This is a genomic window from Pseudomonas sp. HOU2, from assembly GCF_040729435.1.
GTDB lineage: Bacteria > Pseudomonadota > Gammaproteobacteria > Pseudomonadales > Pseudomonadaceae > Aquipseudomonas.
Map to the genome: position 1 here is coordinate 4,643,525 of NZ_CP160398.1, position 25,954 is coordinate 4,669,478.

The following is a 25,954-nucleotide window of genomic DNA, read 5'->3' on the forward strand; positions in this document are numbered from 1 at the left end:
GATGTTCGACGCATTACTGCGCATGCAACTGGGGCCGATCATCGAGCGGCTGGCCGAGATGGAAGCCGAGATCGACGACCTGCACCGCCGCGCCGAGAGTTTCTGTCGCATCGGCGTCTGTCAGACAGTCGATGCCGCGAGCAACACCTGCCAGGTCAGTCACGGTGGACTGCTGACGCCAGCCATCAAGTTCTTCAACCCCAGCGCCGGGGCGCAGAGCGAATCGCGGATTCCGAGCGTGGGCGAGCAATGCCTGCTGCTCAACTACGGCAGCGGCGAAGGTGGCGCGCAAAGCGTGGCGTTGTTCGGTTTGAACAGTGACCGCTTTCCGCCGACAGCGACGGTACCGACGCTGACGCGCCGCGTTTATGTCGACGGCACTGAAAGCGGCTACGACGACGCCACGCATACCCTGCATTGGCAAAACGGCCCTGCCGCATTCAGTGGCTCTCGCGAGTCGCTTGCACTGAGCATCGGCCCCGCGCAACTGACGATGACGCCGCAGCTGATCAGCCTGCAACTGGGCGGCGTCGGCCTGAGCATCGACGCCTCGGGCGTGCACTTCAGCGGCCCGTTGGTGGATCACCAGGGCCGCGTCATCAGCCCCTGAATCAAGAGCTTCCCATGATCGGAATCGATAGAGACTCCGGGGCCACGGTCGACGACTGGCTGCAGTTCGTGCAGCGCGCGACACGAGCCCTGACCACGCCGCTGGGCACCCGGCAAAAAAGGCCCCTCTATGGCTCGCTGATTCCCACGCTGCTGGGGCAGAACCTCGGTGACGACGTTCTGCTCCTGGCCCAGAGCCACGCGGCTCAGGCGTTCTACAACGCGCAGAACGGGATCAGCGATTTTCAGCCGAGCGTGATCGTCGCCAGCCGTCAGGGCGCCGGTCTGCTGCTGCGTTTCGCCGGCACCTGGAAAAACCGTCAACAGACCTTCGAGGTAGTGACATGAGCATGTTGATCCCCGGCCAGAATCAGTTGGCCGAACCGGCGCTGATCACTGTCGACGCCTTTGAAGACTTGCTCGCCGAGTTCAAGACCTTCGTTGTCGAGTATGTCGGCGCCCGAGCGCCGGACAGCGCAGCGAAACTCAAGACCAGCCTCGATAACGAAAGCGAATTGCTGACCCTGGCGCTCGAGGCTTTCTGCGTGCGCCTGCAAACCCACGAACGCAAATACAACGCCCGCATCAAGCAGATGCTGGCGTGGTGGGCTACCGGCAGCAACCTCGATGCACGGCTGGCGGACATGGGCCTGGAGCGGCAGTTGCTCGATCCGGGCGACCCGGCGGCATTCCCGCCGGTACCCGCGATTTACGAAAGCGACGACGACGCCCGGCTGCGCTATTACCTGGCGCCACATGCCCCGGCAGCGGGCTCGCGAATGCAGTATCGCCGCGAGGTATTCACCCTCGGCGAGCGGCCGACAGTGAAGGTCGAATCCACCGACGCCGGTGTGGTGAATGTCACCTACACCTTCAATCCGGACGGCCTCGCTGCACAGGTCAAGGACGGCAACGGCCGCCGCACGGCGCCGGGTGAGGTGCAGGTCACGGTGTTGTCGCGAGACGGCGATGGTACCCCGTCTGCAGCGTTGCTTGACGGTGTACGCCAGCACTTCGCCCGCCCTGATGTGCGACCGGAAACCGATCTGGTCACGGTCAAGGCTGCCGACATTCAGCGCTACAAAATCCGCGTGGTGGCGAAGATCAATTCCGGCCCCGACTCGGGCCTGACCAAAGTCGCCGCGCAGCAACAATTGCAGGCCTACGCCGACAGTTGCCATCGCCTCGAAGGGCGTGTCGACCCGAGCTGGATCGACTACACGTTGCACAGCGCTGGCGCCGTGCAACTGCAGATTCTCGAGCCGCTGGAGCCGATCGTGAGCACTGCGTTTCAGGCGCCTTACTGCACCGCGGTCGAGGTCGAGGTGTTGACGCTATGAGTGAGCCAACGCATAGCCCGACCTTGTTGCCGGCCAACAGCTCTCCACTCGAACGCGGACTGGATCTGGGCTTCGGCGCGCTGCTTAATCGCATCGCGCCGCCGTTCCCCGAACTGATGAATCCGAGCCAAACACCGGTGGATTTTCTGCCGTATCTGGCGGCAGATCGCGGTGTCGCCGAATGGAGCACCGCCGCGCCAGAAGCGGAAAAACGCCTGACCGTCGAACTGGCCTGGCCCACCGCGCGGCAGGCCGGCACTCGCAAGGCGCTGGAGAACGCGGCCAAGGGTTTGCAACTGCGCCCCGAAGTCCGCGCCTGGTACGAACAGACGCCGCCCGGCGTGCCCTACAGCTTCAGCGTGCGCGCCTTCAGCGACCAACCTTACAGCGCAGAAATCGACGCCCGTCTCGACCGGCGTCTGGCTGATGCCAAGAGCGAGCGGGACATTCTTTCGGTGACGGTTGGCTTGAGCGCGTTCGGCAGCCACTCCATCGCCGCCGCGACTTTCTGCGGTGAGTTGACGACGGTTTATCCGGTGTTCATCGAGGGTCTCGAAACCTCTGGCGAGGCGTTCATGGCCGCCGCGGTGTACACCGTCGAAACATCCACTATTTATCCTCAGGGGGCCTGAATGGCTGACTATTACACCCTGCTCACCAACGCAGGGATTGCCTACGAAACGGCGTGCAAGGCCGCAGGGCTGCCGATCAAGCTGACGCAGATTTCTGTCGGTGATGGCGGCGGCTCGGTCTATAACCCGGCCGCGACCGCCACGGCGCTTAAACGCGAAGTCTGGCGCGGTCCGCTCAATGCCCTGTTCCAGGACGAGAAAAACCCGAGCTGGCTGCTCGCCGAAGTGACCATTCCGCCGGATGTCGGCGGCTGGTATGTGCGTGAGGCGGGGCTGTGGACCGACACCGGGATTCTCTACGCCATCGTCAAATACCCGGAGTCGTTCAAACCGGTACTGGCGACGTCGGGCTCGGGCAAAGAGTTCTACATTCGCTCGATTTTCGAGACCAGCAATGCGTCGCTGGTAACGCTGCTGATCGATGACACCGTGGTCAAGGCCACACGTGCGTGGGTCATGAGTTACCTCGCCGAAGAACTCGGCAAACTCGATGGCAAGCAATCGGTGCGCGTCGCGGCCTCTACCAACATCGTGTTGAACGGTGCGCAGCAGATTGACGGCGTCGCCGTGATCGCCGGCGACCGCGTGCTGCTGGCGAACCAGACCCTGGCCAAGGACAACGGCCTGTGGATTGTCGCCAATGGCGACTGGGTGCGGGCGACTGATGCCAATACCAGCGCCAAGGTCACGCCGGGCCTGACGGTCATGGTCGAGGAGGGCACGGCCAACGGCGATTCGCTGTGGCACCTGACCACCAATGCGCCGATCACTCTTGGCACCACCGCACTGACGTTCAAGATGCTCGCCGGGCGTACCGGTATTGCTGCCGGCACTTACAAGAGCCTGACGGTTGATGAATATGGTCGGGCGACGGCAGGTGCGAATCCTGAAACGCTGGCCGGGTTTGGCATCAAGGACTCCTACACCAAGGCTGAAGTCGAGGCGTTGATTGCCAAGGCGTCGGCGTTGCCGGTAGGTTCGATTGTCGCGTTCCCGGTTGATGCCCCGCCGCCGGGTTTTCTGGAGCTGGATAACAGCGTCAAGAGCAGTGCGACTTACCCGGACTTGAGCGCTTATCTGGGCGGCAAGTTCAACAAGGGCGATGAGGGGGTTGGGAATTTCCGTTTGCCGGAAGCGCGTGGTGAGTTCTTGCGCGGATGGGATCATGGGCGGGGAATCGATACAGGCCGCGCGCTAGGCAGTACGCAGCTTGATGCAATGCAGGGCCACTACCATTCGCCGGTTCGTGTTGCTGGAACCGGTGGCGCCACTTTGGTCAATTCGATCAGCTCCACAGCTGTTGCGAACATGAATCCTAGTACCGTTGGTTCGCCGCTGATAGGAACCCATGTCGGGGCGCCGACTCCGGATCTGTTCACACCCGAATTTGGGACGCCGAGAACGGCTGCTGAAACCCGCCCCCACAACATTGCCTTCATGTGGTGTATCAAAACCTGGAATGCCCCGGTCAATCAGGGAAACATCGATGTTGCCGCTCTTGCCAAGGAAGTCGAGCGGCTCAAATCCGCTGTTCCGGTGGGCGCCATTCTGGCATTCCCAACCGGCATCGTTGCGCCGGGTTATCTGGAGCTGGATGGCAGTGTGCAGAGCATTGCGACTTATCCGGATCTGGCGGCTTTTCTAGGTACCACTTACAACAAGGGTAACGAGGGGGCGGGTAACTTCCGCTTGCCTGAGTCGCGCGGTGAGTTCCTGCGTGGTTGGGATCACGGGCGAGGTGTGGATGGAGGACGAACTGTTGGCAGTGCCCAAACCGATTTGTTCAAGACCCACAACCACCGTTATTTTGATGAGACCGGTGCAACTCTTGATCCTGCTGGTGTGTGGGAGGGAGGTAAAGTCAATGGCGCGGCTGCAGCCATATCTTCAGGAGCCTTTCTTTCTGCTGTAGACACCGGTGTCACGATGCAAACAGTGACTGCTGTCACGACTGTGGATACCGGTGGGACGGAAACCCGTCCCCGCAACATCGCCGTCATGTGGTGCATCAAAGCCTGGAATGCCCCGGTCAATCAGGGAAGCATCGACATCGCCGCCTTGACCGTTCTGGCTCAACAAGCGACCGAACTCAATCAAGGCACAGCGAAAGTTGCCTCTCAAGCGCAGACAGACTCGGGTACTGACGATCAAACCTTCGTCACACCAAAAAAGTTGCGCCGGGGTTTTCAGATTCTCAAACAGGCCAATGGTTATATCGTTTTCCCCTCATGGCTTGGCGGCATTGTCATTCAATGGGGATATCAGAACATTCCTGGCAGCACGACGATGACGTACCCGTTTCCGCTAGCCTTTCCAGCCGCGTGTGCAAGCATCACGGCAAGTTTCGGGACTCCCGCTCAGGGAACCGTTAATGCCGATATGATCAGTAACAATCAGTTCAAGCTTCAGAACACATACACCGGTCAGCAGATCGCTCGATGGCTTGCCATTGGTTACTAGGAGCCAGAATGAAATACGCAATATTCAATGAGAACTTTGAGTTGTGTGGCCGCTATGACTCCGCAACTCACGAGCAAATTCCCGAGGGTGCTCTCGAGATACCGGACGATCTGTATTTCAAGACGATCCGGGAAATTGATGGCATCTGGATGTTGGTAGAGGGTTCAGTTGTCAAACAACCATTTCCAGCTGCTGCACCGAACCTGCCAATGCTGGTGGCGAATGAACGATTTCGACGAGAGGCTAGCGGAGTAAACGTGGAAGGCCTGTTGATCGAAACCACTCGCGACAGCCAAGCACTGATCGCCAGCACCGGTCTGTCCGCCATTCTCGACCCCGAGTACCGCTGCAACTTTAAAACCCTGAATGGTTTCGTCGAAATCGGTGCCGAACAGATTCTCGCTATTGCCAAGGCTGTACGTGCTCACGTCCAGTCGTGTTTTGACCGGGAACTGGCGTTGCTTCGTGCCATTGAGACGGATACCTATACCCACGCCATGCTTGGGGAAGGGTGGCCGTTGTCGCTGCCGGCCGAGTTGCTGCCAAAACCTTGGTGAGCGCCCCATAGTGCAGGGCGCGTGCACATGACCCTATCAATCGATAAGTTTATCGGCCTTTGTCTCTCGGCCAGTTCTTGCGTCCAGTGTCGGAGGCTCGATTCTTACGTGAAAACATGACTTGTTGGCTTCAAAATCAAGCCGAATGAGTTTGACGTTTGACGCGGAAGACCACTTTGGCAACGTTCTGAGATCCAGCAGATGGCGCCCGGTGGGTGCAGTGAATTTAACACTGTGCTCCTCATCAAATGCAGGACGGGTTTCATCCAGCCAGAAGAATTGCATGGGGATGGCTTGTGTGCCGTCAGCGCACGAAAGGTTCAGGCTCAGATAGTCGACGTCCGTCGGTGTGACCGTTTTCGAAAGCGAAAAGTTGATAAGCGCGTCATTGCCAGTGATTTCATAATCATTGCCAGACTCGCCGTGAATCAGTTGATTGTCGCTGATTGGTATCGCGCTGCTGACAGTCTTGAATTCGCCGGTGTCAGGAAGAAATGCCGCAGGAGGGAAATAAGTAAAAAACTCTGATCGTGCGGCGCGCTCGACGACGGTGACAAAGACATAATCGGGCTTCCACTCGTCTACAAGTTGTTGAAAACGGCCACCGGGTTTGAGTGCTTCACTCCAATGCAATTGAATGACATTCTTGAATGTCGCCGCCATCAAAGGCGACAGCGAGTTACCAAAGGAGTCGCGTAACCACAGCACTTTTTTGTCATTCAAGGCACCTTTTGACTCAACGAGAATCGGCGTGTTCGGCGCCTTGATCGGTAGGTTTGCGCCTTTGGTCAGTGTTTTTTTGCTGTCGAAATCAATCGTCGTCGTCGTGATCGCTAGTGTCGAGGCACTGATAACGGGTTCTTCATCATCCAGGCTAGCGCTCAAACGAAGAAAATTGGCCAGGTCTCCACCTTTTCTCAGCGGTGTCTCAACGATGGCGTACGCCGTCGGCGATGGCCACACAATGGTTGGGTCGGATATGGCTATAGTTTGCGCAAATGCGCGGAATCCGACGGCAGCGCCGACAGCGTTCCAGTGGGTGTCCGTTTTGTAGTAGAGAGCATGTGGCAGTGTGTTTTTTGCTTCAAGCAACGGAGCACGTAAATCGACGAAACGATTCCCGGAGTCCTGCGAGATCAAGGCATCGGTTGGATTATGCGGAGCAGGTCGGGCCCACTCGGGTAAGTGTTCGGGATAGATCGTGCCTTTGTTGGGACCGATCATGAGCCGAAAGACTTTGACGCCCTTACCTGTCAAATAAGCATCCCAGGCGGACATCGCAGCTCCGATCTGCTTGCCGAGCGCCAGATCTGTTTCGGATGCAGCGCGTCGGTCTTCGGACAGTGTACTGAGGTACATGTCTCCAAGGTATAACCAGCCGTCTTTTCCGATGATGACCTGTTGCGGGTCAGTGCTTATGCCTAAAGGGTAAAGAACGGCAGCTGCCCATCTGGGAGCGAAATCCATGTTATAGAGGAATGCCTTGCTCTTCCAATTGATAGCACCACGATTGGGCGCCTCAAAGATATTGATTGCGGGTATGGAGAGAAGCACCAACAAGTTGAGCGCAATAAAAAAGATTACTTTAGGTTTCATGATTGTTGGCATCAAAAATTAAAGTAAAGGAAAACGGTGCTGGTAGCGGCCAACGAGAAGCACATTGCGATCGAAAACAGAGCCGCACCATACAATGTTCTCCATCTTCCGATGGTCCCGTTTGCCATTTCCATTGAGTTTTTCCGGCTGATCAGCACGAACGCAAGCATGATCGCTACATAGGTCGGTATAAGGCCAATCGAGCCGGTCGGCAGATAGCGGATCAGGACGTCGGACAGCCAGCCTCCCCAAGCCAGCTCGTGGGTGGATAAAGCGGCAATTTGTTGGCCGGCAGCAGATTTGAAGTCGACCATTCCGCTGAGTACTCGCATGGCATCGTCCAGAGTCTTGGCCCGGAAGAAGACCCAGGTGATGTTGACGAACATAAACGTCACGATCCAGGCGAGTGCAGTGGGCATAGGGCAGCGCAGCTGTTTCCAGAATCTGTGGATGACCAGCGCTGCGCCGTGCAGAGCTCCCCAAATGACAAACATCCAGGTTGCGCCATGCCATAGGCCACCCAGTAGGAAAGTGGCGAACAGGTTTATGTACGTGCGGAACTCACCGGAGCGGTTGCCCCCGAGCGGTATATACAGGTAATCGCGTAAAAAACTGCTGAGCGTGATGTGCCAGCGGCGCCAGAAGTCCTGGATGTCGAGGGCTTTGTAGGGGGAGTTGAAGTTTATTGGCAGCCATATATTGAAAAGTAACGAGGCACCGATCGCCATGTCGCAATATCCGCTGAAATCAAAATACAGCTGAAATGTATAAGACAGGCTGGCCGCCCACGCTGAATAAAAGTCGAGAGCATGGTTGCCATCAAAACCGGCAGTGGCCCACACCGCAAAACTATCGGCAATGACAACTTTCTTGAAGAGCCCTATTGAAAATATAAATAACCCCTTGATGATGTTTGAGTATCTGATGCTCAGGGTCCAGCGAGACGCGAATTGCGGCATTATTTGTCGGTGATGAACAATCGGGCCGGCAATGAGGTGGGGGAAAAAAGTGACGAAAAGTGAGTAGTTAAGAAGATCGTACTCTGCAGTCTCTCCTCGGTAACTGTCCACCAGATATACAATTTGTGTGAAGGTGAAAAAGCTGATCGCCAAAGGCAGTAATATGTGCGGCAGAGGATAATCTGTGCCCAGTACGGTATTGATATTGCTGAGTAGAAAGTCCGTGTACTTGAAGTACCCGAGCAACAGTAGGTTGGCCGCAATGCCTGTGGTTAATACGACTTTTCTGTTGATTGCGTGATGTGGTTTTCTATTTTCCTGGGCTGGCAGGTAGGCTTGAGCGAGCCCGGTGCCAATGGCGAAGTTCATGAAAATCGATCCCAATATCAAAGGCAGATACTGGATATCCCAATACGCATAGAAAAACAGGCTTGCGGCTACCAGCCAGACCTTTCCGGCAATAATCAGGCGCCGATGGTTCAGCCAAAAATAAACGAAAAATGAAATAGGCAAGAAAAGAAGTATAAATTGCCATGAACTGAAAATCATGTTTTGAAAAGGCCATTTTGGGCTAGATGACCTAGCCAGGTTTTTTATGATGTCGAATCAGCTTCAAATATCGCTGGCAATTTAACCGAATTATCTTGGGTGGAGCAAATCGCGTCGACACCAAGCAGTCGTCAACATTTGAATGAGGCGTGTAATACAGCGCGTCTGATCTGCAACAAATAAGCAGCAGCGCCCACGTACTCTGGGCCATCCCTTTATCCAATAGCCCCTGACAGCCCCTTCCTCAAACAAGGGGCTTTTTTGTATCTGGAGAAAACCGAAATGGCACACCGCCAAACTTACACCGTGCTCATTCCATTTCCTACCGGAAATGGACACTGGTCGAGCGCCGGCCAGCAACTTGACCTGCTCGACGTGGAGGCCAGTGCTTTGTTCACTGCCGGTCGCCTTGCGCTGAGCGACAACAACGGGGTCGATCAGTCGACCGCAATGACTAACCAGGCCAAAAAGGCCGCTGCCAAGAAGGCTGACTGAACATGGCTGAGGTTTTGAACTTCGAGCACAACGGCATTACCGTCAATGCCACCGAATCCCCCGAGGCCATGGGTGGCCTGGGTGACAACGTCATCGGTCTGGTCGGCACCGCGCCGAAAGCCGATCCGCTGATTCCGCGCAACGCACCGTTCCGCATCAACAGCTTCACCACCCACGCGCTGCTCGATCCGACCGGCGCTGAAGAGGGCACGCTGTACCACGCGGTTTACCAGATCCTCAAAGTGGTCAAGGTGCCGGTGTACGTGGTGATCGTCGAAGCGGGCGCGACTCCGGCCGACACCGTTAACGCAGTGATCGGCGGTGTTGATCCAACCACCGGCCGCAAGCTCGGTCTGGCGGCACTGGGCAGTGTCCCGGAAGACCTGACCATCATCGGCGCGCCAGGGTTCACCGGCACCAAAGCGGTGGCCAGCGAGTTCGCCTCGTTCGGCAAGCGCATCAAGGCCCGTGTGGTGCTGGACGGCAAGGACGCCTCGGTCGCTGATCAAGTGACCTTCAGCCAGGAACTGGGCGGTGCCGACCTCGGTTTTGACCGTTGCCTGGTGGTGCACAACATGCCGGCCGTGTACTCGAAAGCGGCGAAGAAAAACGTCTTCCTCGCGCCGTCGAGCCTGGCGATTGCCGCACTGGCCAAGGTCAAGCAGTGGGAGAGCCCGGGCAACCAGGTGACCTACGCCGAAGACGTGTCTCGGGTCGTTGAATACAACATTCTCGACACTTCCACCGAAGGCGATCTGCTCAACCGCTACGGCGTGAGCTACTACGCCCGCACCGTGCTCGGCGGTTTCTCGCTGCTGGGTAACCGCTCGATCACCGGCAAGTTCATCAGCTACGTCGGCCTCGAAGATGCGATCAGCCGCAAGCTGGTCAAGGCCGGCCAGAAAGCCATGGCCAAGAACCTGACCAAGTCATTCATGGATCAGGAGGTCAAGCGCATCAACGACTGGCTGCAGACCCTGGTCGCCGACGAAACCATTCCTGGCGGCAGCGTCTACCTGCACCCGGAACTCAACAGCGTCGAGAAGTACAAGAACGGCACTTGGTACGTGGTCATCGACTACGGCCGCTACGCGCCGAACGAACACATGGTTTATCAACTCAACGCCCGCGATGAAATCATCGAGCAGTTCCTGGAGGACGTTCTCTAATGTTTACCAACCGCGTAAGACAGGCCATCGCGGCCACCCTGCAAGGCCTGCCGTTGTCGGCGACCGTCGAGGAGTTCACTCCGCCGAAGATCGACTTCGACATGGAAAACATGACGGGCGGGCGCTTCATCGTTGAGGAAATGGCCAAGAGCGCCAAGCCGCTGAATGCTCAGATCAAGCTGCAAGGCACCGGTGCTGAAGTGTTGCTGGCGATGGGTGTAAAACTGGGCGACGACATCCTGCTGAACGTGCGTGAAGCCGGTCAGGATCAGGACGGCAACACCTGGTTCACCTACCACACCATCGGCGGCAAGCTCAAAACCATGGGTGAAGACGCGATCAAGATGGGCGGCAAAGCCCTGACCACGCTGGACTTCTCCTGCCGCACCTACAACCGCCTGGAAAACGGCGTACCGGTGATCGACATCGACGTGCGCACCCAGAAATTCGTGCTCAACGGTGTAGACATCCTCGGTGATGCGCGCCGTGCGGTGCTGATGCCGTAACCCCGTTTTACAGGCAATCATAAAACCCTGTGGGAGCGAGCTTGCTCGCGAAGGCGCCAGGTCAGTGGACATCAATGCTGAATGTCAGGCCGCTTTCGCGAGCAAGCTCGCTCCCACAGTGGATCTAAAAGAATCACCAAGGAATTCATACATGTCGTGGATGCCACCCCAGCATGACCTGCTGTCGCCGATCACCGGCGACGACGGCACGCAGATCGAACAGATCCAGCTCAAGCCGCTGTTCTACGCCGCGCAGAAAGCAGCGCTGGAACGCGCCGGCGATGATGAGGACGATCAGTTCTTCGAACTGGCGCTGCTCGCCACCGGCCTGTCGGTCAAGGAACTCGACCAGCTGAAACGCCCGGACTACGTGAGCATCGCCCAGTATGTGCACGAGATGTCGACCCGTCCGGCGTCGTACTTTCTGGAGCAGGTCGAGGACGCGGAAAAGTCCGACGATCCTGACCAGGTGCAGCTGCTGCAACCGCTCGCCGTGACTGGCCGCACCGTGACCTCGCTGTCGCTGGAAATGCCCGCACTGCGCGCCACCAAAGTGATGAAGAAACTGAAAACGGCCAAGGAACGCGCCGAGTTCATCACCGCGCATTGTACCGGTCTGATGATCCCTGATCTGGCCCAGCTGAGCGTCCCTGACTGGACCCAATTGCAGGTGCGCATCGACGATTTTTTAAACCAGCCGGCGGCCTACTTTCGGAACGCGACATCGAAGTAATCCTCGATATCGTCCCGCTCATTTACCCGGTAAGTGAGGCGGAGATTCTGGAGTGGGACGCCGAAAAGGCGTTGCGCCGCTACGACATAGCGATCACTCGCCTTGGCGTGAAACAGGAGTAGAGCGGCATGGCAGACATATCGTTTTCGCTGATGTACGCCGCGCAAACCGGCGGCGCGGGTTCCGGTTTGTCGGCAGGCGGATCGGCCACAGACAGCCTGATCAAACCACTGTCCGAACTGAAAGAGGCGCTGCTCACGGCCAGCCTGGACATCCGCAGTCTGGTGCGTGAACAGATCAAACTCGGCGCCGTTGTCCTGGGGCTGAACACGGCCCTGGCATCGTTCAAGGTGCCAATGGTAACTGCCGCACCGGCGGCTGGCGGCGAGAGCAAGTCAAAGCTCAAGGCTGAGATTGAACAACGCTCGCCTCCGGCCTACCTGCAATCGGCCATGGCCCTGGAAACCGCCATGGCCCAGATCAAGCAGGTTCAAGGCCTGGGTGGCGACCTCGACACGCTGTCGAAAGCCAACCTTGAACTGGCCACCGACAAACGAGTTGCCGGCAGTGGGGCGACGGTCGTGGATCTGGTGCAGGTCGAAGTCGCGGCTGGCCGATCCGGGATTGGCGCGGGTCTCAAGGGCGCCGACAAGGAACAGGTGCTGCTGGACTTTGCCCAGGATGCAGCGGTCAATGCGTCGGCGTTCGGCATCAGCCTGAAGTCGGCCGGTGAAATGCTGTCGGCCTGGCAATTGTCGATGAAACTGGATCGCACTCAAGGTCAGCTGCTGGCCGATGCGACTCAGCATCTGGGCAACAGCGGACTGAACGCGACGGCTGCCGACATCGGCTCGGTCGTGCAGCAATCCGGCGAGTCGGCCGTTGCAGTGGGGATCCTGCCCGAGCAGTTGGCGGCGCTGTCAGCCGCGTTGCTCAACGCTGATGTCGACAAGGCCGGTGCCGGCGCGGCGGTGAAAAGTATCAGCGCAGCCCTGGGCAAAGGCACCCAAGGCTCGGCGGCCGAGCAGTCGGCGTGGAAGGCGTTGGGCCTTGATCCCGGCAAGTTGACTGAAAACGTACCGGACAACCTTGTCAAAGCGTTGGCGGCATTGAAGCAACAACCGGCAGAGCAGCAAACGGAGCTGGTCAAGACACTTTTCGGTGGCGACGACGGTGTTCGCAAACTGCTGGCGAAACCCGAAGACCTGCAAAAAGCATTTTCGCTGGTCGCGCCGGCCAAACTGGAAGGAACGTCGACGCTTGTGCCGTCGCAAGCGACCCAGGGCAGCCTCGCATCGCCATTCAACGGTGAAGGGGGCGTGCGCCAGTGGATGGGCAAGCCCGGGGAGGCTCAGACGCCGCTTTCATTGCTCAAGCCTGATGATCCACTGACGCCGGCTTACAGCGGCGCGATTGAACGCAGCGCCGAGCCTGCGGGCAAAGACCCGCAGCGAAGCTGGAACGCGTTCGATGCCAGTCTCAATCGTTTGATCACGGCATTGGCGCCGGATGCGACCGGCACGCTGGACTCGCTGACGAATATGACCAATGGCGTGGCCGATATGGCTGAAGCCCATCCCAAGACCTCGACGGCATTGGCCCTTGCGGGCGTTGGACTGTCGGCCATCGTGGTGGCGGTGATGGCCAAGGCATTCGGCAATTTCACCGACAAACTGCTCAAGGGCGTCGCTTCAAAATTGCCGCTCGGTCTTGGCGGTTTGATTGCCGATATTGAAGACCCGAAAGCCAGGAAAACGTCTGCCGGAAATAGCGCGGGCCATGACTGCTGCTGCAAACCGCTAGGCGGCGGGACAGGCGACAAACTCAAGCCTCGCCGGTCAAGCACCAAGCCTCGAGTCAGACGTGAACAAACCGGTCGAGGCGGGAAAAGCCCCCGCACAGTACCCCCTCGGCCACTACGGATCAGTGCACCGCCGGCGTCGCCGGCACGACCCGTTCTGCCCCGCCTGTCCGCCACGTCCTGGCCGGCAAGCATGACCGCATTTGCAGGGTCATCAGCCGTCAGTCCTGCCCCGGCCGCTTCACTGTCCGGTTCTTACGCCAAGGCAGGCAGACTGCTTGCCAAACGGGCACCGCCGCTGCGGTTGCTCAGTGCCGGATATGAAATGGTCACCGGCGTCATGAAGGGCGATACGCGTACCGTCGTGTCGTCCGGTGCCTCGTTCGCCGGGTCTTCTGCTGGGGCCGCCGTCGGTGCAGCACTTGGCACGTTGATTTTGCCCGGTGTGGGCACGGCAATTGGCGGGTGGCTCGGAAGCATGGCGGGGGGCGCGATCGGTGAATCCCTGGGCGACAAGCTAGGGACACAAGTCGATCGACTCGGCTCACCTGCACAGGTCAGCAAAGACCTTATCGCGACTTCGGCGATTTCCACGATCCCCGGGGCACTTGCCACCCCAGCCGCCAACCAGCCGGTCACGTTCAACTCAACCATTAACATCAATGGTCAGGACCAGACCAGCGCCCAGACACTGGCCAATCTGGTGGTGCAAACCACCATGGGGCAGTTGGGCCAGATCATGCCGACCAATTCCCTCGCCACACGACGTGACGCAGCCCTGACCGATGGAGTCGCCACATGAAACAACAAATGGCCCTGGGCAGTTTCATCTTTGGCCTGTCACGCGGCTTTGCCTACAGCAGTTTTCTGCGCAAGTCCGACGGCGGCTGGACGGAACTGCAGATTCTCACCAGCAAACCCAAGTCCCATCAAATTGGCCAGAAACCCGAAACCCTGACCATCACCGGTAAATCAATGTACGCGGTGGCCATGGATCGGCTGGATGAGCTGCGGGCGCTGCAAGCCCTTCGTGTGCCGCTACCTCTGATTGATGGCATCGGCCGTAATTGGGGCCTGTGGCGAATCACCATGGTTCAGGAAACCCAGACCTGCATCATCGATGATGGTACGGCAATGGTGGTCGACTGGACCCTTGAACTGGCGGAGTTCAACAATGCGTAAGGTACGAAGCATGGCCGGCGATTCGGTGAATCTGTTGCTCTACCGCGAAACCGGTCGCAGCGATGACAGCGCCGAAGAAGCCCTGTGGAAACTCAACCCGACCTTGGCCGAACGTGGTCCGATTCTCCCGGCAGGTGTCTGGGTGACACTGCCGGAACTCGACAGCAAACCCGCCGCGATCAAACCGGTTCTGGCCTGGGACTAAGGAGGTTGCATGACACAGGGATTCACCCCGGCGATCGAAATCTACGGGGCCAACAAAGACTTGCTGAATCAGCGTCTGATCAGTTGGGAGCACGTTGATGCTGCCGGGATGGAGTCCGATCAACTGACACTGGTGATCGACCTGGAAGGCCTCGAAGGCTTGCCGACCCTGGGCGGAACCATCGGCCTGCGGGTGGGTTATCTGGAATCCGGGCTGGTCGAAAAGGGCCAATTCAAGGTAACCAGACTGACACCAACGCTGTTCCCGCTGCGCCTGACGCTGGTCGCTACGGCCGCGCCCTTCAGCGGCAAGGACGAAACCGGATTCAAGGAACGGCGTACGGCCAGTCATGGCCCCACCACCCTTGGCGCACTGTTTCGCGAACTGGTCTCGCGGCACGATTTTTCGCCGCGCGTCGATCCTGAACTGGCGCTGATCCGGATTGCTCATGTCGACCAGTCGAACGAAACCGACATGAGCTTCATCACGCGACTGGCAAAGAAGTACGACGCGGTGGCCAAACCGTTCAACAACCTCTACGTGCTGGCTAAACCGGCGCAGCTGAAAAACCTCTCGGGCCAGGTGATACCGGACGTCAGGCTGTCGGTGACCAGCAACAATCGACCGGGTGATCACGCCTTTATCAGCGCGACACTGGAAGAGACTGCCCGCACCCAGAATCAGGGTTGCAAGACCTGCTTTTGGGACGGTGCTCTTGGCAAGCTGCAGGAGGTAATCACCGGTTCCGCACCCTACAAGGTCATTCGCCAGAAACAGGCGAGTGAAGAAGAAGCCAGGGCCATCGGCGAAGCCGAAGTGCGCAAGATGCTGCGCGAGAAATACAAGCTGAAGGTCACTTGCCCGGGCGATCCGCTACTGGCTGCCGAAGGCCTGTTGGTACTCGATGACACCTGGCCAGACTTCATGCGCGGTCGCTGGTCGATCGAAAAAGTCACCGCCAGCGGCAAGCGCGAGGAAAGCTATCGCTGCCTGATCGAAGCAACCGGCCTCGATCACAAGGCGGACGCCAAAGCCTGATCTCACAGCCCGCGAGTTCCCTGCAGGAGTGAGCCTGCTCGCGATGGCGGTGTGTCAGGCACATTGATTGTGAATGTGCCATCGCCATTGCGAGCAGGCTCACTCCTACAGTGGATTCGCGGTGTTTTCTGCACCTCATCTCAATTCTGGAACACCACCATGAAGATCACCCCGATCCTCACGCAACTGCGTGGGCAATGCCCAAGCCTTGCCAATCACATTGCGGTGGGTGTCGATCTGGCGTTGCTGCAAGGCACTGCCGATCTGCCGACACCCTCGGCCCATGTGCTGCCGCTGGCCGATGTCGCCAGCAACAGCACCGCACAAAACCTCACCGCCCAACCGATCCGCGACCGCTTCGAAATCGTCCTGGCGCTCGACGCCAGCGACAGCACAAAAGCGCTGGATCTGTTGCACGACCTGCGCGCCGAACTGTGGCGCGCGCTGGTGGGGTTCAAGCCGGGCACCGACTACAGCGCCATCGTCTATGACGGCGGCGAGATGGTCTCGATCAACAGCAGCCGCGCCTTCTATCGGCTGCGCTTTTTTGCCGAGTTCCAGCTCGGCCGCAATCTGCCCAGTCAGCCTGCGGAGAGTTGGCACGAACGTGAACTGGACGGTTTGTCGTCCTTTACCGGGGTCACCGTGCGGGTCGATGCGATCGACCCCGCCGACCCCAATCTGAAACACCCGGGCCCTGACGGGCGCGTGGAACTGACTTTCTCTGGAGACGTAACCCCATGAGCAATCGCATCACCGTACTGCCGGCCGCTGGCCGTGCCGTACCTGACCCGGAAGCGGGCGATCTGCTGCCCAAAGAAGGCCGTGAAGTGCTGGACAGCGCCTGGTGGCGCCGACGTCTGGCCGACGGCGATATCACCCTCAAAACCGTAAAAGTCAAAGCACAGGGAGCCAAATAATGGCGATCGGATTCAGCAACATCCCCGCGGACATTCGTGTACCGCTGTTCTATGCCGAAATGGACAACTCGGCCGCCAATAGCGCGACTTCGGCCATGCGCCGTCTGATCGTCGCTCAGGTCAACGACAACATCGCCCCGAGCGAAGTCGGCAAACTGGTGCTGGTCTCCAGTGTTGCGCTGGCAAAAAGCATCGGTGGTCAGGGCTCGATGCTCGCCTCGATGTACGAGACCTTCCGCAAGGCCGACCCGATCGGCGAGATCTGGTGCCTGCCGCTGCACAACGCTGAAGGCGCCATCGCCAAAGGCGTGCTGACCCTGACCGGCACCGCGACTCAGGCCGGCGTGCTCAACCTGTACGTCGCTGGTGTGCGGGTGCAGGCCACCGTGGTCAACGGTGCCACCGCTGCTCAGGCGGCTACCGCTCTGGCGCAGAAAATCAACGCCACCGCCGATCTGCCGGTGAGCGCTGCGGCTGCCGAAGGTGTGGTCACCCTGAACGCCAAGTGGACCGGCGACAGCGGTAACGACATCAGCCTGCAGTTCAATCGTCTGGGCAAGAGCAATGGCGAAGAAACCCCGGCCGGCCTGACCACCGCAGTCACCGCCATGACCGGCGGCGCCGGTGTGCCGGACCAGGTCGCAGCCGTGGCTGCACTGGGCGACGAGCCGTTCGAGTTCATCGCGCTGCCGTGGTCGGATCTGTCGACCCTCAACACCTGGCAAGCGGTGATGGATGACAGCACCGGTCGCTGGTCCTGGGCCAAGCAATTGTTCGGTCACGTTTACAGCGCCAAGCGCGGCACCGTCGGCACACTGGTTGCTGCTGGCCAGGCACGCAACGACCAGCACATGACCATTCAGGCGCTGGAGCCGGGCGTACCGCAACCGTTCTGGGTACAAGCTGCCGCACTGGCTGCGCGCACCGCGGTGTTCATCTCCGCCGATGCCAGCCGTCCGACTCAAAGCGGCAGCCTGCCGGGCGTCGACCCTGCACCGGCCAGCGAGCGTTTCACCCTGACCGAGCGTCAGTCGCTGCTCAACTACGGCATCGCCACCGCGTACTACGAAGGCGGTTACGTGCGCATCCAGCGTTCGATCACCACCTACCAGAAGAACGCTTACGGGCAGGCCGACAACTCCTACCTGGACAGCGAAACCATGCACCAGTCGGCGTTCATCGTGCGTCGTCTGCAAAGCGTGATCACCAGCAAATACGGTCGCCACAAACTGGGTTCCGACGGCACCCGTTTCGGCGCCGGCCAGCCGATCGTGACGCCAGCGACCATTCGCGGCGAGCTGATCGCGCAGTACGCCAAGCTGGAACTGGAAGGCCACGTGGAGAACGCCGAGCTGTTCGCCGAGCACCTGATCGTCGAGCGTGACGTGCAGGACCCGAGCCGCGTGAACGTGCTGTTCCCGCCGGATTACATCAACGGTCTGCGCGTGTTCGCACTGCTCAACCAATTCCGTCTGCAATACGACGACGCGGCCTGATAAGCGCGTTTGGCCGTAAGCATTCAGCCCACCTCGGTGGGCTTTTTTATTTGAAGGGAGTAACACCATGGGTCAAGTGATTGCAGGCACCTGCTACGTCAAAGTCGACGGTGCACAACTGACTATCAACGGCGGCTGCGAAGCCCCGCTGATGGCCGTCAAACGCGAAACCGTCGTACCGGGTTTCTACAAGGAAACCGATGTCGCGCCGTCGTTCAAAGTGACCGCGCTGCACACCGCCGACTTCCCGCTGAAGAAGCTGATCGAAGGCACCGACATCACCGTCACCTGCGAATTCAGCAACGGCAAGGTCTACGTGCTGGCCGGTGCCTACCTGGTCGAAGAGCCGGTTTCCAAGGGCGATGACGCCACCATCGAACTGAAATTCGAAGGCATCAAGGGGACCTGGCAATGAGCGGCGCCGTGAAGCTTCAGGTTGCGATCGAAGCTCACGGCGAGCCCCTGACCGAACTCGTCCTGCGCCGTCCGACGGTGCAGGAAGTGCGAGCGATCAAGGCGCTGCCGTACAAGATCGACAAGAGCGAAGAAGTCAGCCTCGACATGGACGTGGCGGCCAAATACATCGCCGTGTGCGCCGGTATTCCACCGTCGTCGGTCAACCAGCTCGATCTGGCTGACCTCAACGCGCTGAGCTGGGCCGTTGCGAGTTTTTTCATGAGTGCGGCGTCGGAGCCATCACCGACCTGATCGCAGTCGCCTATGACCTGGCCTGGTTCTGGAAGGTTGACCCCGAACAGATGATGGCCAGGCCACTGGATGTGCTCCGCGAATCGCTGGAGCACGCGCAACGGATCAATGCGATGCAGCAGGTGCAGTGATGGCAGACGAAGAAAAGAAAGTGCAAACACCGGTGCTGATCACGGGCATCGATGAACTGTCGCCCAAACTCGGCGCCCTGCGAGTAAAGGTCGAGAGCTTCAAGAAAAATCTCGAACAGACCGGCCTCGGCAAACTGGACATCAGCGGTCTGTTCAAGGGCGGCAGCGTGATCACGCCGTTCGTGGACGGGATCAAATCGGCGGCGGCGTTTCAGGGCAAATTGACGGAAGTCAGCGAGACGGCGAAAACCGTGGATCTGCCCGCCGCGCCGAAAGCCGCTGCGCAGAACATGAACGTGTTCAGTGCGTCGATGGAAAAGGTTTCCGCCGCTGTCGACGCGGCGCTGGTGCCGGCAGTCGGTGCGTTGGTCGTCGGGCTTGAGCCAATGCTGACTCAGTTCGGCAGCCTGCTTGCCGACAACCCGAAACTGGTGGAAGGCCTGGCTGCGGGGGCCATTGCCTTCTCGGCGATGCAAACCGCGGTCACCGGCGCCACGCAAGTGTTCGATGTCATGAGCATGGTGCTCAAGACCAATCCGATCATGCTGATCGCCATGGGCATCGCGGTGGCGGCCGGTTTGATCTATGCCAACTGGACGCCGATCAGCGCGTTCTTCAAAGGCATGTGGGAGGGCGTGAAAAACATTGGTGCGAGTGCGATGGCGACGTTGCGCTCGGTCCTTGACTGGCGACCACTCGATGCACTGGCGGCGCTGTGGTCACCGGTTGCGGGATTTTTCTCGGGCATCTGGGAAGAGGTCAAAGCCGTCACTGCGCCGGTCATCGACTTCTTCAAATCGGTGTTCTCGTGGACGCCCGCCGGCATGATCCTGGAAAACTGGGCACCGCTGACGGGGCTGTTTTCGGCGATCTGGGAACTGCTCAAGGCCTTGAGTGTGCCGGTGATGACGTTCCTCAGAAACCTGTTCGATTTCTCGCCGATGCAGATGATCAACAGTGCGTGGGGCGGCGTTGTCAGGTTCTTCGAGCCGATGTTCGATGGCCTGCGAAAAGCTGCGCAGCCGGCTAAAGAGTTTCTGGTGTCGTTGTTCGATTTCTCACCCATGCAGATGATCACCAGCGCCTGGGGCGGTGTTGTTGCGTACTTCCAGCCGCTGTGGACGACGCTGCAATCGGCTGTGCAAAGCACCCGGGATACATTGCGGGCATTGTTCGATTATTTCCCGATGGAAATGATCACCAGCGCCTGGGGTGGTGTCGTCGGGTACTTCGAACCGATCTGGACGGCACTGCAAACATCAGTGCAGCGGGTCAAAGGCTTTTTCACCAGCCTGTTCGAGTGGTCGCCGCTGGAGCAGATTGCGCAGTACTGGCAGCCGGTCGGGGAAGTCTTTTCGGCGCTGTGGGATGTTGTGCTGGCGGCGTCTGCACCGGTCGTGGACTTTCTGCACACCCTGTTCGAATGGAAACCTCTGGACCAGATCATCGAGAGCTGGGGGCCGATTGTCGGGTGGTTCGGCGAGTTGTGGCAAAAGTTGCAAACCGTCATTGCGCCGATCAAGGAGCTGTTCGACGGAGGTTTCGCCGGGTTGATCGCCAAGGTCACCGGCAAGGTCGAAACGCTGACCCAGGCGCAGCGCCAGACCAATGCCGAAGGCAAGGGTGAGCTGGCGCCGGCGTTCTTTGGCGCGAGTCCCGCGCCTGCTGGAAACGGGGCGTTGCAGGGCGGATCGCTGCCACAAACCTCCAGCGCCCTGATCCAGCAAAGCGCCGCCAACAACCGCACGCAACTCGAAGGCGGCCTGACCGTGCGCTTCGAAAATGCACCGCCGGGGCTGCGCACCGATCAACCACAAACCAATCAACCGGGCCTGGCGCTGTCTTCGCGCATCGGCTATCGCTCGCTGTCGGCAGGAGGTTCCAATGAACTGGCGTGACCGCTTGTTGCCGGCATCGTTTCGCGGTGTCGGGTTCTGGATCGATCAGGCGAAAACCCCGGTCGGTCGCAAAGGTCAGTTGCACGAATACCCGCAACGTGACCTGCCGTATTTCGAGGATCTCGGCCAGCAGGCCAAGACCCACGACATCACGGCGTTCATCATCGGCGCCGATTGCCTGGAGCAGCGCGACAAGCTGCTCAAGGCCCTGGAGGCGGGCAGTGGTGAACTGGTGCATCCATGGCTCGGACGCTTGCAGGTCAAGGTCGGCGAATGCGACATGACCCACACCCGCCAGGACGGCGGGCTGGTGACGTTCAGTCTGAAGTTTTACCCGGACCGGCCGTTGCCGTTTCCGACCGCCACGGTCAGTACGCAAAAAGTTCTGTTGGCCAAGGCTGACACTCTGTTGGGTTCTGCGGTGGCGCGCTTCGAGCAGGCGATGACGTTGATCAAGGCTGCGCGGATCGGCATTGCCAATCTGCGCAACAGCCTGACCGGGGTCTATGAGGTGATCAAGGAGCAGCTCAAACCGCTGATCGAGCAGTACAAGCAGATCACTGAACTGGTCAAGGCCGTCAAGGAATTGCCCAAGGAAGTGGCTGCGGAGTTCAAGGGCTTGCTCGGCGATATCAAGGAACTCAAGGCATTCGCGAAGGAGGGCTACCGTGGCGTGATTGCCGACGTGTCCCAACAACTCGAAGCCATTCGCAAGGCCGATGCGCCGAAGATCACCACCGGCAAGGACACCAACGCGGCGGCGCAAGCCATGGCTGATCTGGTGCAGGACACCATGCTGGTGAAAGTGGCGCAGTGGGTCGCGTCGATGCCGGTGGCGACTCCGACGGTGAAGCTGTCGTCGACACCTTCGGTGGCGCATCAGGCGGATCAACCGGTGACTCGTCAGGAGGTGCCGGTGACCGACGAAATGAAAGCGCTGCAGCAGGCGGTCGGGGTGGCAATCGACCCGATGCTGGACAAGGCCGATCCCAAACATCACCAGGCAATCAACGATGTGAAGGAAGCGCTGATTGCGCATCTCAAGGCAGTGGCGTCATCCGGTGTGCGCCAGGTCACCAAATCGTTTCAGGAAAGCCTGCCGGCGCTGGTGGTGGCCTACAAGCAATTTGCCGACGCCACACGGGTGACTCAAGTGACGCAGAGCAACGCGATGAACCATCCGGGCTTTTCTCCCAACGATGTAAAAGTGTCCAGGGAGTGAGCCATGAGCGAGATGGATAACCATGTCACGCTGACCGTCAACAACATGGAATACGGCGGCTGGAAAAGCGTGGAAATCACCGCCGATCTGGAGCGCCAGTTCCGCACCTTCAAACTCGACATCACCTGGCAGTGGCCGGGGCAGACGGTGGATCAACGGATCAAGCCGGGTGACCCGTGCGAAGTGAAAATCGGCCAGGATCTGGTGCTCACCGGCTACGTGTTCAAGGCGCCGATCAGTTACGACGGACGCCGGATCAGCCTGAGCATCGAGGGTAGCTCCAAGACTCAGGATCTGGTCGATTGCGCAGCCACCAACCGGCCGAACCAATGGCAGGAGCAACCGCTGCTGAGCATCGTCCAGGCTCTGGCGGCGGAATACTCGCTGTACGTGGTCAACGAAATTCCGGAGACCGCGCGGCTCGCCAAACACACCATCGTGCCGGGCGAAACGGTGTTCCAGTCGATCGATCGTCTGCTCTCGCTGTTCCGGGTGTTTTCCACTGATGACGAGCAAGGCCGTCTGGTTCTGGCCAAGCCCGGTAGTGGTGGTCGGGCCAGTGACGCGCTGGAGTTGGGCAAGAACATTCTGTCGGCGAACGCGCCGATGGATCAAAGCCAGGTGTTTTCTGAATACCGAGTGATCGGTCAGCAGAAAGGCTCGGACAAGAAGAGCGGGGCGGCCGTCAGCGAGGTTCAATCCAGCGCGGCTGATCTGAGCTTCAAGCGCCGCCGCACCACGATCATCAACGAGGGCACCGCACTGACGTTCGAGTTGGCCCAGCAACGCGCCCAATGGGAAAGCGCCACCCGCATGGGCCGGGCGCAGACCACGACCTATCAGGTGCAGGGCTGGCGTCAGTCCAATGGCGATCTGTGGCGCCACAACACGCTGGTGAAGGTCACGGATCCGGTGCTCGGCTTTGACGGCGACATGCTGATCTCCAAAGTGACGTATTCGCTCTCGGCGCAGGGCTCGGTGACCACGCTGCAAGTGGCGCCACCGCATACCTTCGATCCTGATCCCACACCCCCGAAAAAAACCTGAGCCTGACACCCAACCCGACTGGCACCACCTGTTCCTGTGGGAGCGGGCTTGCCCGCGATAGCGGTGGTTACCGCAAACACTTCTTTGCCTGACACGCCGCCATCGCGGGCAAGCCCGCTCCCACAGGTTTTGTGTTGGCAAAGTATCGAGGATCAATTCATGAGCCTACTGACACGCCTGCTGGCGCGCGGCACTGTCGTGCTCGCCAACTCGGCATCCAAGCTGCAATCGCTGCAAATGCGCCTCACCGCTGGCGAAGTGAACGACGACCTGGAGCACTTCGAACCCTACGGTTTCACCAGCAACCCGCTGGCCGGCGCCGAAGGCATCGTCACTTTTCTCGGCGGTGACCGTTCCCACGCCATCGCTCTGGTGGTCGCCGACCGCCGCTATCGCTTGCAGTCGCTGGCCTCTGGCGAGGTGGCGATCTACACCGACGAGGGCGACAAGATTCACTTCAAGCGCGGGCGGATCATCGACATCGAAACCGCCACGTTGAACATCCGCGCCAGCAGCGCGGTGAACTTCGACACGCCGGTGATCAACCAGACCGGCAAGATCGTATCCACCGGCGACCAACTCGCCGGCGGCATCAGCCAGATCAAACACGTGCACGTCGGCGTGCAGGCCGGTAGCGGCCAGACCGGTGCGCCGGCAGGAGGCAAATAATGCTTGTCAGCCAGAATCTCCATGCCGCACTGACCCGCGCCGTGCTCATCAGCCTGTTCACTTGGCGCCGCGCCGCCGATGACGACGCCCTCGATGACGAGGAGCGCTTCGGCTGGTGGGGCGACAGCTTTCCCACCGTCGCCGACGACCGCATCGGTTCGCGGCTGTGGCTATTGCGTCGGGTCAAGCTGACCCGGCAGACCCAGATGGACGCCGAGTTCTATGCCCGCGAAGCCTTGCAATGGCTGATCGACGACGGCCACTGCAGCGCCATCGACATCATCAGCGAACGCCTCGACGCCCAGCGCCTGAACCTGCGCACGGTCCTGACCCTGGCCGACGGCGAACGTCTGGACATCAACCCCGATAACAGTTGGCAGGTGATCTATGCCGTTTGAAACCCCTTCGCTGCCGGTGCTGATCAAGCGCACCCAAAGCGACCTGGCCGGCGATTCGCTGCGCCAGTCCGATGCGCAAGTGCTGGCCCGCACCCTCGGTGGCGCCGCCTATGGCCTGTACGGTTATCTCGACTGGATTGCCGAGCAGATCCTGCCGGACAAGGCCGACGAGTCGACCCTTGAGCGCATCGCCGCCCTGCGCCTGAACCAGCCGCGCAAACCGGCGCAAGTCGCCACCGGCAGCGTCAGTTTTACCGCCACTGCCGGCGCGGTGCTCGACGTCGACACGCTGCTGCAAGCAAGCGATGGCCGCACTTACAAAGTCACCGCCGCACGCACCACCGTCAATGGCAGCAATACCACCACCATCGCCGCGCTCGACGCTGGCAGCCTGGGCAATGCCGACGCCGGTCTGGCGCTGAACCCGGTGCAGCCGATCGCAGGCGTCGTCGGCAACAGTTTTGTGGTGCTCGCGCCCGGCCTCAGTGGCGGTGTGGCGCGGGAAAGTCTGGAGTCGTTGCGCTCGCGGGTGATCCGTTCCTATCGCGTGATACCCCACGGCGGTTCGGCCAGCGACTACGAGACCTGGGCGCTGGAAGTGCCGGGCGTGACGCGCGCCTGGTGCCGCGGTGGCTTCCTTGGTCCGGGCACGGTGACGGTGTTCATCATGCGTGACGAAGACCCGCAACCGGTGCCCAACGACGAACAACTGGCGGAGGTTCAGGAGTACATCGAACCGCTGCGCCCGGTGACCGCGGAAGTACACGTGCAGCGGCCGATTCAGGTGCCGGTGGTGTATCGCTTCAAGAGCGTCAATCCGGACACCAGCGCTGTGCGCGCCGCCGTCGAAGCGCAACTGCGCGACTTGCACAACCGCGAGGCCGATCTCGGTGTGCCGCTGCTGATCAGCCATATCCGCGAAGCCATCAGCAGCGCCGGCGGTGAATACGATCACACGCTGACCGCGCCGGCCGCTGACGTGCCTGCCGGACAAAGCGAACTGCTGACCTTCGGAGGCTGCGTATGGGGGGCATAAGAACCGCCGCGCAATATCAGGCGCAGCTGCGCGCGTTGCTGCCCAGCGGCCCGGCGTGGGACCCGGAACGCGTCCCGGAACTTGAGGAAGTGCTGCAAGGCGTCGCCGTCGAACTGGCGCGCCTCGATGCCCGCGCCGCCGACCTGCTCAACGAGATGGATCCGGCGGGCGTCAGCGAACTGGTGCCGGACTGGGAACGGGTGATGGAACTGCCCGACCCGTGCCTGGGCGCCACTCCGCTGTTCGACGACCGCCGCCTCGCCGTACGCCGCCGCTTGCTCGCGGTCGGCAGTCAGGCTGTCGGTTACTACCTCGACATCGCCAAAAGCCAGGGCTACCCCAACGCCAGCATCACCGAACACGAAGCCCCACGCATGGGCCGCTCGCGTTTCGGCGCAGCGCACTGGGGCACCTGGGAAGCGCAGTTCATGTGGACGCTCAACACCGGTGGCCGGCTGCTGCTCGGTCGGCGCTATGGCGCGAGCTACTGGGGCGAGCGCTTTGGCGTGAATCCGGGCTCGGCGCTGGAGTGCTTGATCCATCGCAGTGCGCCGGCGCATACCAAGGTGCACATCAATTATGACTAGGGAGGAATGAC

The 25,954-nt window shown here is 59.9% G+C and carries 28 protein-coding genes; 26 read left to right on the forward strand and 2 right to left on the reverse strand.

Annotated elements, in window-relative coordinates; all coding sequences use genetic code 11:
- Position 1 precedes the first annotated feature (1 nt).
- The 6 genes from ABV589_RS20890 to ABV589_RS20915 are packed head-to-tail and all read left to right on the forward strand — an operon-like array spanning position 2 to position 5,598.
- Positions 2-610: a phage baseplate assembly protein V gene (locus ABV589_RS20890; protein WP_367083373.1), complete on the forward strand. Its 609-nt coding sequence runs from the start codon at positions 2-4 to the stop codon at positions 608-610.
- Positions 611-624: 14 nt separating this feature from the next.
- On the forward strand, positions 625-957 hold the full coding sequence (locus tag ABV589_RS20895) for a phage baseplate protein (protein ID WP_003222189.1): 333 nt from the start codon (positions 625-627) through the stop codon (positions 955-957).
- Positions 954-1,949, forward strand: a complete 996-nt coding sequence (locus ABV589_RS20900) for a baseplate J/gp47 family protein (RefSeq protein WP_367083375.1) — start codon at positions 954-956, stop codon at positions 1,947-1,949. Before ABV589_RS20895 ends, ABV589_RS20900 begins: the two co-directional genes overlap by 4 nt.
- Positions 1,946-2,581 (forward strand): phage tail protein I, encoded by a 636-nt coding sequence (locus ABV589_RS20905; RefSeq protein ID WP_367083377.1) that lies wholly within the window; start codon positions 1,946-1,948, stop codon positions 2,579-2,581. Before ABV589_RS20900 ends, ABV589_RS20905 begins: the two co-directional genes overlap by 4 nt.
- Positions 2,582-5,041, forward strand: a complete 2,460-nt coding sequence (locus ABV589_RS20910) for a phage tail protein (RefSeq protein WP_367083378.1) — start codon at positions 2,582-2,584, stop codon at positions 5,039-5,041.
- Positions 5,042-5,049: 8 nt separating this feature from the next.
- Complete coding sequence (locus tag ABV589_RS20915; protein ID WP_367083380.1) at positions 5,050-5,598, forward strand: DUF4376 domain-containing protein; 549 nt, start codon at positions 5,050-5,052, stop codon at positions 5,596-5,598.
- 36 nt (positions 5,599-5,634) lie between these two features.
- Here ABV589_RS20915 and ABV589_RS20920 read toward each other — a convergent pair whose 3' ends face one another.
- Positions 5,635-7,194, reverse strand: coding sequence for a hypothetical protein (locus ABV589_RS20920; RefSeq protein ID WP_367083382.1), 1,560 nt, complete (start codon positions 7,192-7,194; stop codon positions 5,635-5,637).
- A gap of 11 nt (positions 7,195-7,205) precedes the next feature.
- A complete protein-coding gene (locus tag ABV589_RS20925) occupies positions 7,206-8,702 on the reverse strand; it encodes an MBOAT family protein (RefSeq protein ID WP_367083384.1) in 1,497 nt (498 codons plus the stop codon).
- 282 nt (positions 8,703-8,984) lie between these two features.
- On the opposite strand from ABV589_RS20925, the gene ABV589_RS20930 reads away from it, so the two are divergent.
- From ABV589_RS20930 to ABV589_RS21025, 20 genes are all read left to right on the forward strand, one after another.
- Positions 8,985-9,197, forward strand: a complete 213-nt coding sequence (locus ABV589_RS20930) for a hypothetical protein (protein WP_367083385.1) — start codon at positions 8,985-8,987, stop codon at positions 9,195-9,197.
- 2 nt (positions 9,198-9,199) lie between these two features.
- Entirely contained in the window at positions 9,200-10,366 is a 1,167-nt protein-coding gene (locus ABV589_RS20935) for a phage tail protein (RefSeq protein WP_367083387.1), read from the forward strand.
- Entirely contained in the window at positions 10,366-10,872 is a 507-nt protein-coding gene (locus ABV589_RS20940) for a phage major tail tube protein (protein WP_007964324.1), read from the forward strand. Before ABV589_RS20935 ends, ABV589_RS20940 begins: the two co-directional genes overlap by 1 nt.
- Before the next feature lie 151 nt (positions 10,873-11,023).
- Positions 11,024-11,605 carry a phage tail assembly protein gene (locus ABV589_RS20945; protein ID WP_367083389.1) on the forward strand — a complete coding sequence of 194 codons (582 nt, stop codon included), beginning with the start codon at positions 11,024-11,026 and terminating at the stop codon, positions 11,603-11,605.
- A gap of 128 nt (positions 11,606-11,733) precedes the next feature.
- Positions 11,734-14,208, forward strand: coding sequence for a phage tail tape measure protein (locus ABV589_RS20950; protein WP_367083391.1), 2,475 nt, complete (start codon positions 11,734-11,736; stop codon positions 14,206-14,208).
- Positions 14,205-14,588, forward strand: a complete 384-nt coding sequence (locus ABV589_RS20955; RefSeq protein ID WP_007964328.1) for a phage tail protein — start codon at positions 14,205-14,207, stop codon at positions 14,586-14,588. The genes ABV589_RS20950 and ABV589_RS20955 overlap by 4 nt, the downstream gene beginning before the upstream one ends.
- Positions 14,581-14,793: a tail protein X gene (locus tag ABV589_RS20960; protein ID WP_007964330.1), complete on the forward strand. Its 213-nt coding sequence runs from the start codon at positions 14,581-14,583 to the stop codon at positions 14,791-14,793. The genes ABV589_RS20955 and ABV589_RS20960 overlap by 8 nt, the downstream gene beginning before the upstream one ends.
- Before the next feature lie 9 nt (positions 14,794-14,802).
- On the forward strand, positions 14,803-15,831 hold the full coding sequence (locus ABV589_RS20965; RefSeq protein WP_367083393.1) for a phage late control D family protein: 1,029 nt from the start codon (positions 14,803-14,805) through the stop codon (positions 15,829-15,831).
- A gap of 159 nt (positions 15,832-15,990) precedes the next feature.
- The gene (locus tag ABV589_RS20970) at positions 15,991-16,575 is read left to right on the forward strand and encodes a hypothetical protein (RefSeq protein ID WP_367083394.1); all 585 of its coding nucleotides are present in this window, start codon (positions 15,991-15,993) and stop codon (positions 16,573-16,575) included.
- Entirely contained in the window at positions 16,572-16,751 is a 180-nt protein-coding gene (locus tag ABV589_RS20975) for a DUF2635 domain-containing protein (RefSeq protein ID WP_027611066.1), read from the forward strand. Before ABV589_RS20970 ends, ABV589_RS20975 begins: the two co-directional genes overlap by 4 nt.
- Positions 16,751-18,247, forward strand: coding sequence for a phage tail sheath subtilisin-like domain-containing protein (locus ABV589_RS20980; protein WP_367083396.1), 1,497 nt, complete (start codon positions 16,751-16,753; stop codon positions 18,245-18,247). The genes ABV589_RS20975 and ABV589_RS20980 overlap by 1 nt, the downstream gene beginning before the upstream one ends.
- A gap of 67 nt (positions 18,248-18,314) precedes the next feature.
- Complete coding sequence (locus ABV589_RS20985; protein ID WP_007964335.1) at positions 18,315-18,662, forward strand: phage tail tube protein; 348 nt, start codon at positions 18,315-18,317, stop codon at positions 18,660-18,662.
- Positions 18,659-18,955: a phage tail assembly protein gene (locus ABV589_RS20990; RefSeq protein WP_003222226.1), complete on the forward strand. Its 297-nt coding sequence runs from the start codon at positions 18,659-18,661 to the stop codon at positions 18,953-18,955. The genes ABV589_RS20985 and ABV589_RS20990 overlap by 4 nt, the downstream gene beginning before the upstream one ends.
- A gap of 130 nt (positions 18,956-19,085) precedes the next feature.
- Positions 19,086-20,984, forward strand: a complete 1,899-nt coding sequence (locus tag ABV589_RS20995) for a phage tail protein (protein WP_367083399.1) — start codon at positions 19,086-19,088, stop codon at positions 20,982-20,984.
- The gene (locus tag ABV589_RS21000; protein ID WP_367083401.1) at positions 20,971-22,206 is read left to right on the forward strand and encodes a DNA circularization N-terminal domain-containing protein; all 1,236 of its coding nucleotides are present in this window, start codon (positions 20,971-20,973) and stop codon (positions 22,204-22,206) included. Before ABV589_RS20995 ends, ABV589_RS21000 begins: the two co-directional genes overlap by 14 nt.
- Positions 22,207-22,209: 3 nt before the next feature.
- Positions 22,210-23,253: a phage baseplate assembly protein gene (locus tag ABV589_RS21005; protein ID WP_367083403.1), complete on the forward strand. Its 1,044-nt coding sequence runs from the start codon at positions 22,210-22,212 to the stop codon at positions 23,251-23,253.
- A 159-nt stretch (positions 23,254-23,412) separates the two neighbouring features.
- Positions 23,413-23,922 carry a phage baseplate assembly protein V gene (locus ABV589_RS21010; RefSeq protein ID WP_007964341.1) on the forward strand — a complete coding sequence of 170 codons (510 nt, stop codon included), beginning with the start codon at positions 23,413-23,415 and terminating at the stop codon, positions 23,920-23,922.
- Entirely contained in the window at positions 23,922-24,320 is a 399-nt protein-coding gene (locus tag ABV589_RS21015) for a phage GP46 family protein (RefSeq protein ID WP_007964342.1), read from the forward strand. The genes ABV589_RS21010 and ABV589_RS21015 overlap by 1 nt, the downstream gene beginning before the upstream one ends.
- Positions 24,310-25,356, forward strand: coding sequence for a baseplate J/gp47 family protein (locus ABV589_RS21020; protein WP_367083404.1), 1,047 nt, complete (start codon positions 24,310-24,312; stop codon positions 25,354-25,356). The genes ABV589_RS21015 and ABV589_RS21020 overlap by 11 nt, the downstream gene beginning before the upstream one ends.
- Positions 25,344-25,943 carry a putative phage tail protein gene (locus ABV589_RS21025; RefSeq protein WP_007964344.1) on the forward strand — a complete coding sequence of 200 codons (600 nt, stop codon included), beginning with the start codon at positions 25,344-25,346 and terminating at the stop codon, positions 25,941-25,943. Before ABV589_RS21020 ends, ABV589_RS21025 begins: the two co-directional genes overlap by 13 nt.
- The last annotated feature ends 11 nt before the right edge of the window (positions 25,944-25,954 follow it).

Coding starts and splice junctions, on each gene's coding strand:
- ABV589_RS20890 (WP_367083373.1), top strand. CDS start 2: ATGTTCGACGCATTACTGCGCATGCAACTGGGGCCGATCATCGAGCGG.
- ABV589_RS20895 (WP_003222189.1), top strand. CDS start 625: ATGATCGGAATCGATAGAGACTCCGGGGCCACGGTCGACGACTGGCTG.
- ABV589_RS20900 (WP_367083375.1), top strand. CDS start 954: ATGAGCATGTTGATCCCCGGCCAGAATCAGTTGGCCGAACCGGCGCTG.
- ABV589_RS20905 (WP_367083377.1), top strand. CDS start 1,946: ATGAGTGAGCCAACGCATAGCCCGACCTTGTTGCCGGCCAACAGCTCT.
- ABV589_RS20910 (WP_367083378.1), top strand. CDS start 2,582: ATGGCTGACTATTACACCCTGCTCACCAACGCAGGGATTGCCTACGAA.
- ABV589_RS20915 (WP_367083380.1), top strand. CDS start 5,050: ATGAAATACGCAATATTCAATGAGAACTTTGAGTTGTGTGGCCGCTAT.
- ABV589_RS20920 (WP_367083382.1), bottom strand. CDS start 7,194: ATGAAACCTAAAGTAATCTTTTTTATTGCGCTCAACTTGTTGGTGCTT.
- ABV589_RS20925 (WP_367083384.1), bottom strand. CDS start 8,702: ATGATTTTCAGTTCATGGCAATTTATACTTCTTTTCTTGCCTATTTCA.
- ABV589_RS20930 (WP_367083385.1), top strand. CDS start 8,985: ATGGCACACCGCCAAACTTACACCGTGCTCATTCCATTTCCTACCGGA.
- ABV589_RS20935 (WP_367083387.1), top strand. CDS start 9,200: ATGGCTGAGGTTTTGAACTTCGAGCACAACGGCATTACCGTCAATGCC.
- ABV589_RS20940 (WP_007964324.1), top strand. CDS start 10,366: ATGTTTACCAACCGCGTAAGACAGGCCATCGCGGCCACCCTGCAAGGC.
- ABV589_RS20945 (WP_367083389.1), top strand. CDS start 11,024: ATGTCGTGGATGCCACCCCAGCATGACCTGCTGTCGCCGATCACCGGC.
- ABV589_RS20950 (WP_367083391.1), top strand. CDS start 11,734: ATGGCAGACATATCGTTTTCGCTGATGTACGCCGCGCAAACCGGCGGC.
- ABV589_RS20955 (WP_007964328.1), top strand. CDS start 14,205: ATGAAACAACAAATGGCCCTGGGCAGTTTCATCTTTGGCCTGTCACGC.
- ABV589_RS20960 (WP_007964330.1), top strand. CDS start 14,581: ATGCGTAAGGTACGAAGCATGGCCGGCGATTCGGTGAATCTGTTGCTC.
- ABV589_RS20965 (WP_367083393.1), top strand. CDS start 14,803: ATGACACAGGGATTCACCCCGGCGATCGAAATCTACGGGGCCAACAAA.
- ABV589_RS20970 (WP_367083394.1), top strand. CDS start 15,991: ATGAAGATCACCCCGATCCTCACGCAACTGCGTGGGCAATGCCCAAGC.
- ABV589_RS20975 (WP_027611066.1), top strand. CDS start 16,572: ATGAGCAATCGCATCACCGTACTGCCGGCCGCTGGCCGTGCCGTACCT.
- ABV589_RS20980 (WP_367083396.1), top strand. CDS start 16,751: ATGGCGATCGGATTCAGCAACATCCCCGCGGACATTCGTGTACCGCTG.
- ABV589_RS20985 (WP_007964335.1), top strand. CDS start 18,315: ATGGGTCAAGTGATTGCAGGCACCTGCTACGTCAAAGTCGACGGTGCA.
- ABV589_RS20990 (WP_003222226.1), top strand. CDS start 18,659: ATGAGCGGCGCCGTGAAGCTTCAGGTTGCGATCGAAGCTCACGGCGAG.
- ABV589_RS20995 (WP_367083399.1), top strand. CDS start 19,086: ATGGCAGACGAAGAAAAGAAAGTGCAAACACCGGTGCTGATCACGGGC.
- ABV589_RS21000 (WP_367083401.1), top strand. CDS start 20,971: ATGAACTGGCGTGACCGCTTGTTGCCGGCATCGTTTCGCGGTGTCGGG.
- ABV589_RS21005 (WP_367083403.1), top strand. CDS start 22,210: ATGAGCGAGATGGATAACCATGTCACGCTGACCGTCAACAACATGGAA.
- ABV589_RS21010 (WP_007964341.1), top strand. CDS start 23,413: ATGAGCCTACTGACACGCCTGCTGGCGCGCGGCACTGTCGTGCTCGCC.
- ABV589_RS21015 (WP_007964342.1), top strand. CDS start 23,922: ATGCTTGTCAGCCAGAATCTCCATGCCGCACTGACCCGCGCCGTGCTC.
- ABV589_RS21020 (WP_367083404.1), top strand. CDS start 24,310: ATGCCGTTTGAAACCCCTTCGCTGCCGGTGCTGATCAAGCGCACCCAA.
- ABV589_RS21025 (WP_007964344.1), top strand. CDS start 25,344: ATGGGGGGCATAAGAACCGCCGCGCAATATCAGGCGCAGCTGCGCGCG.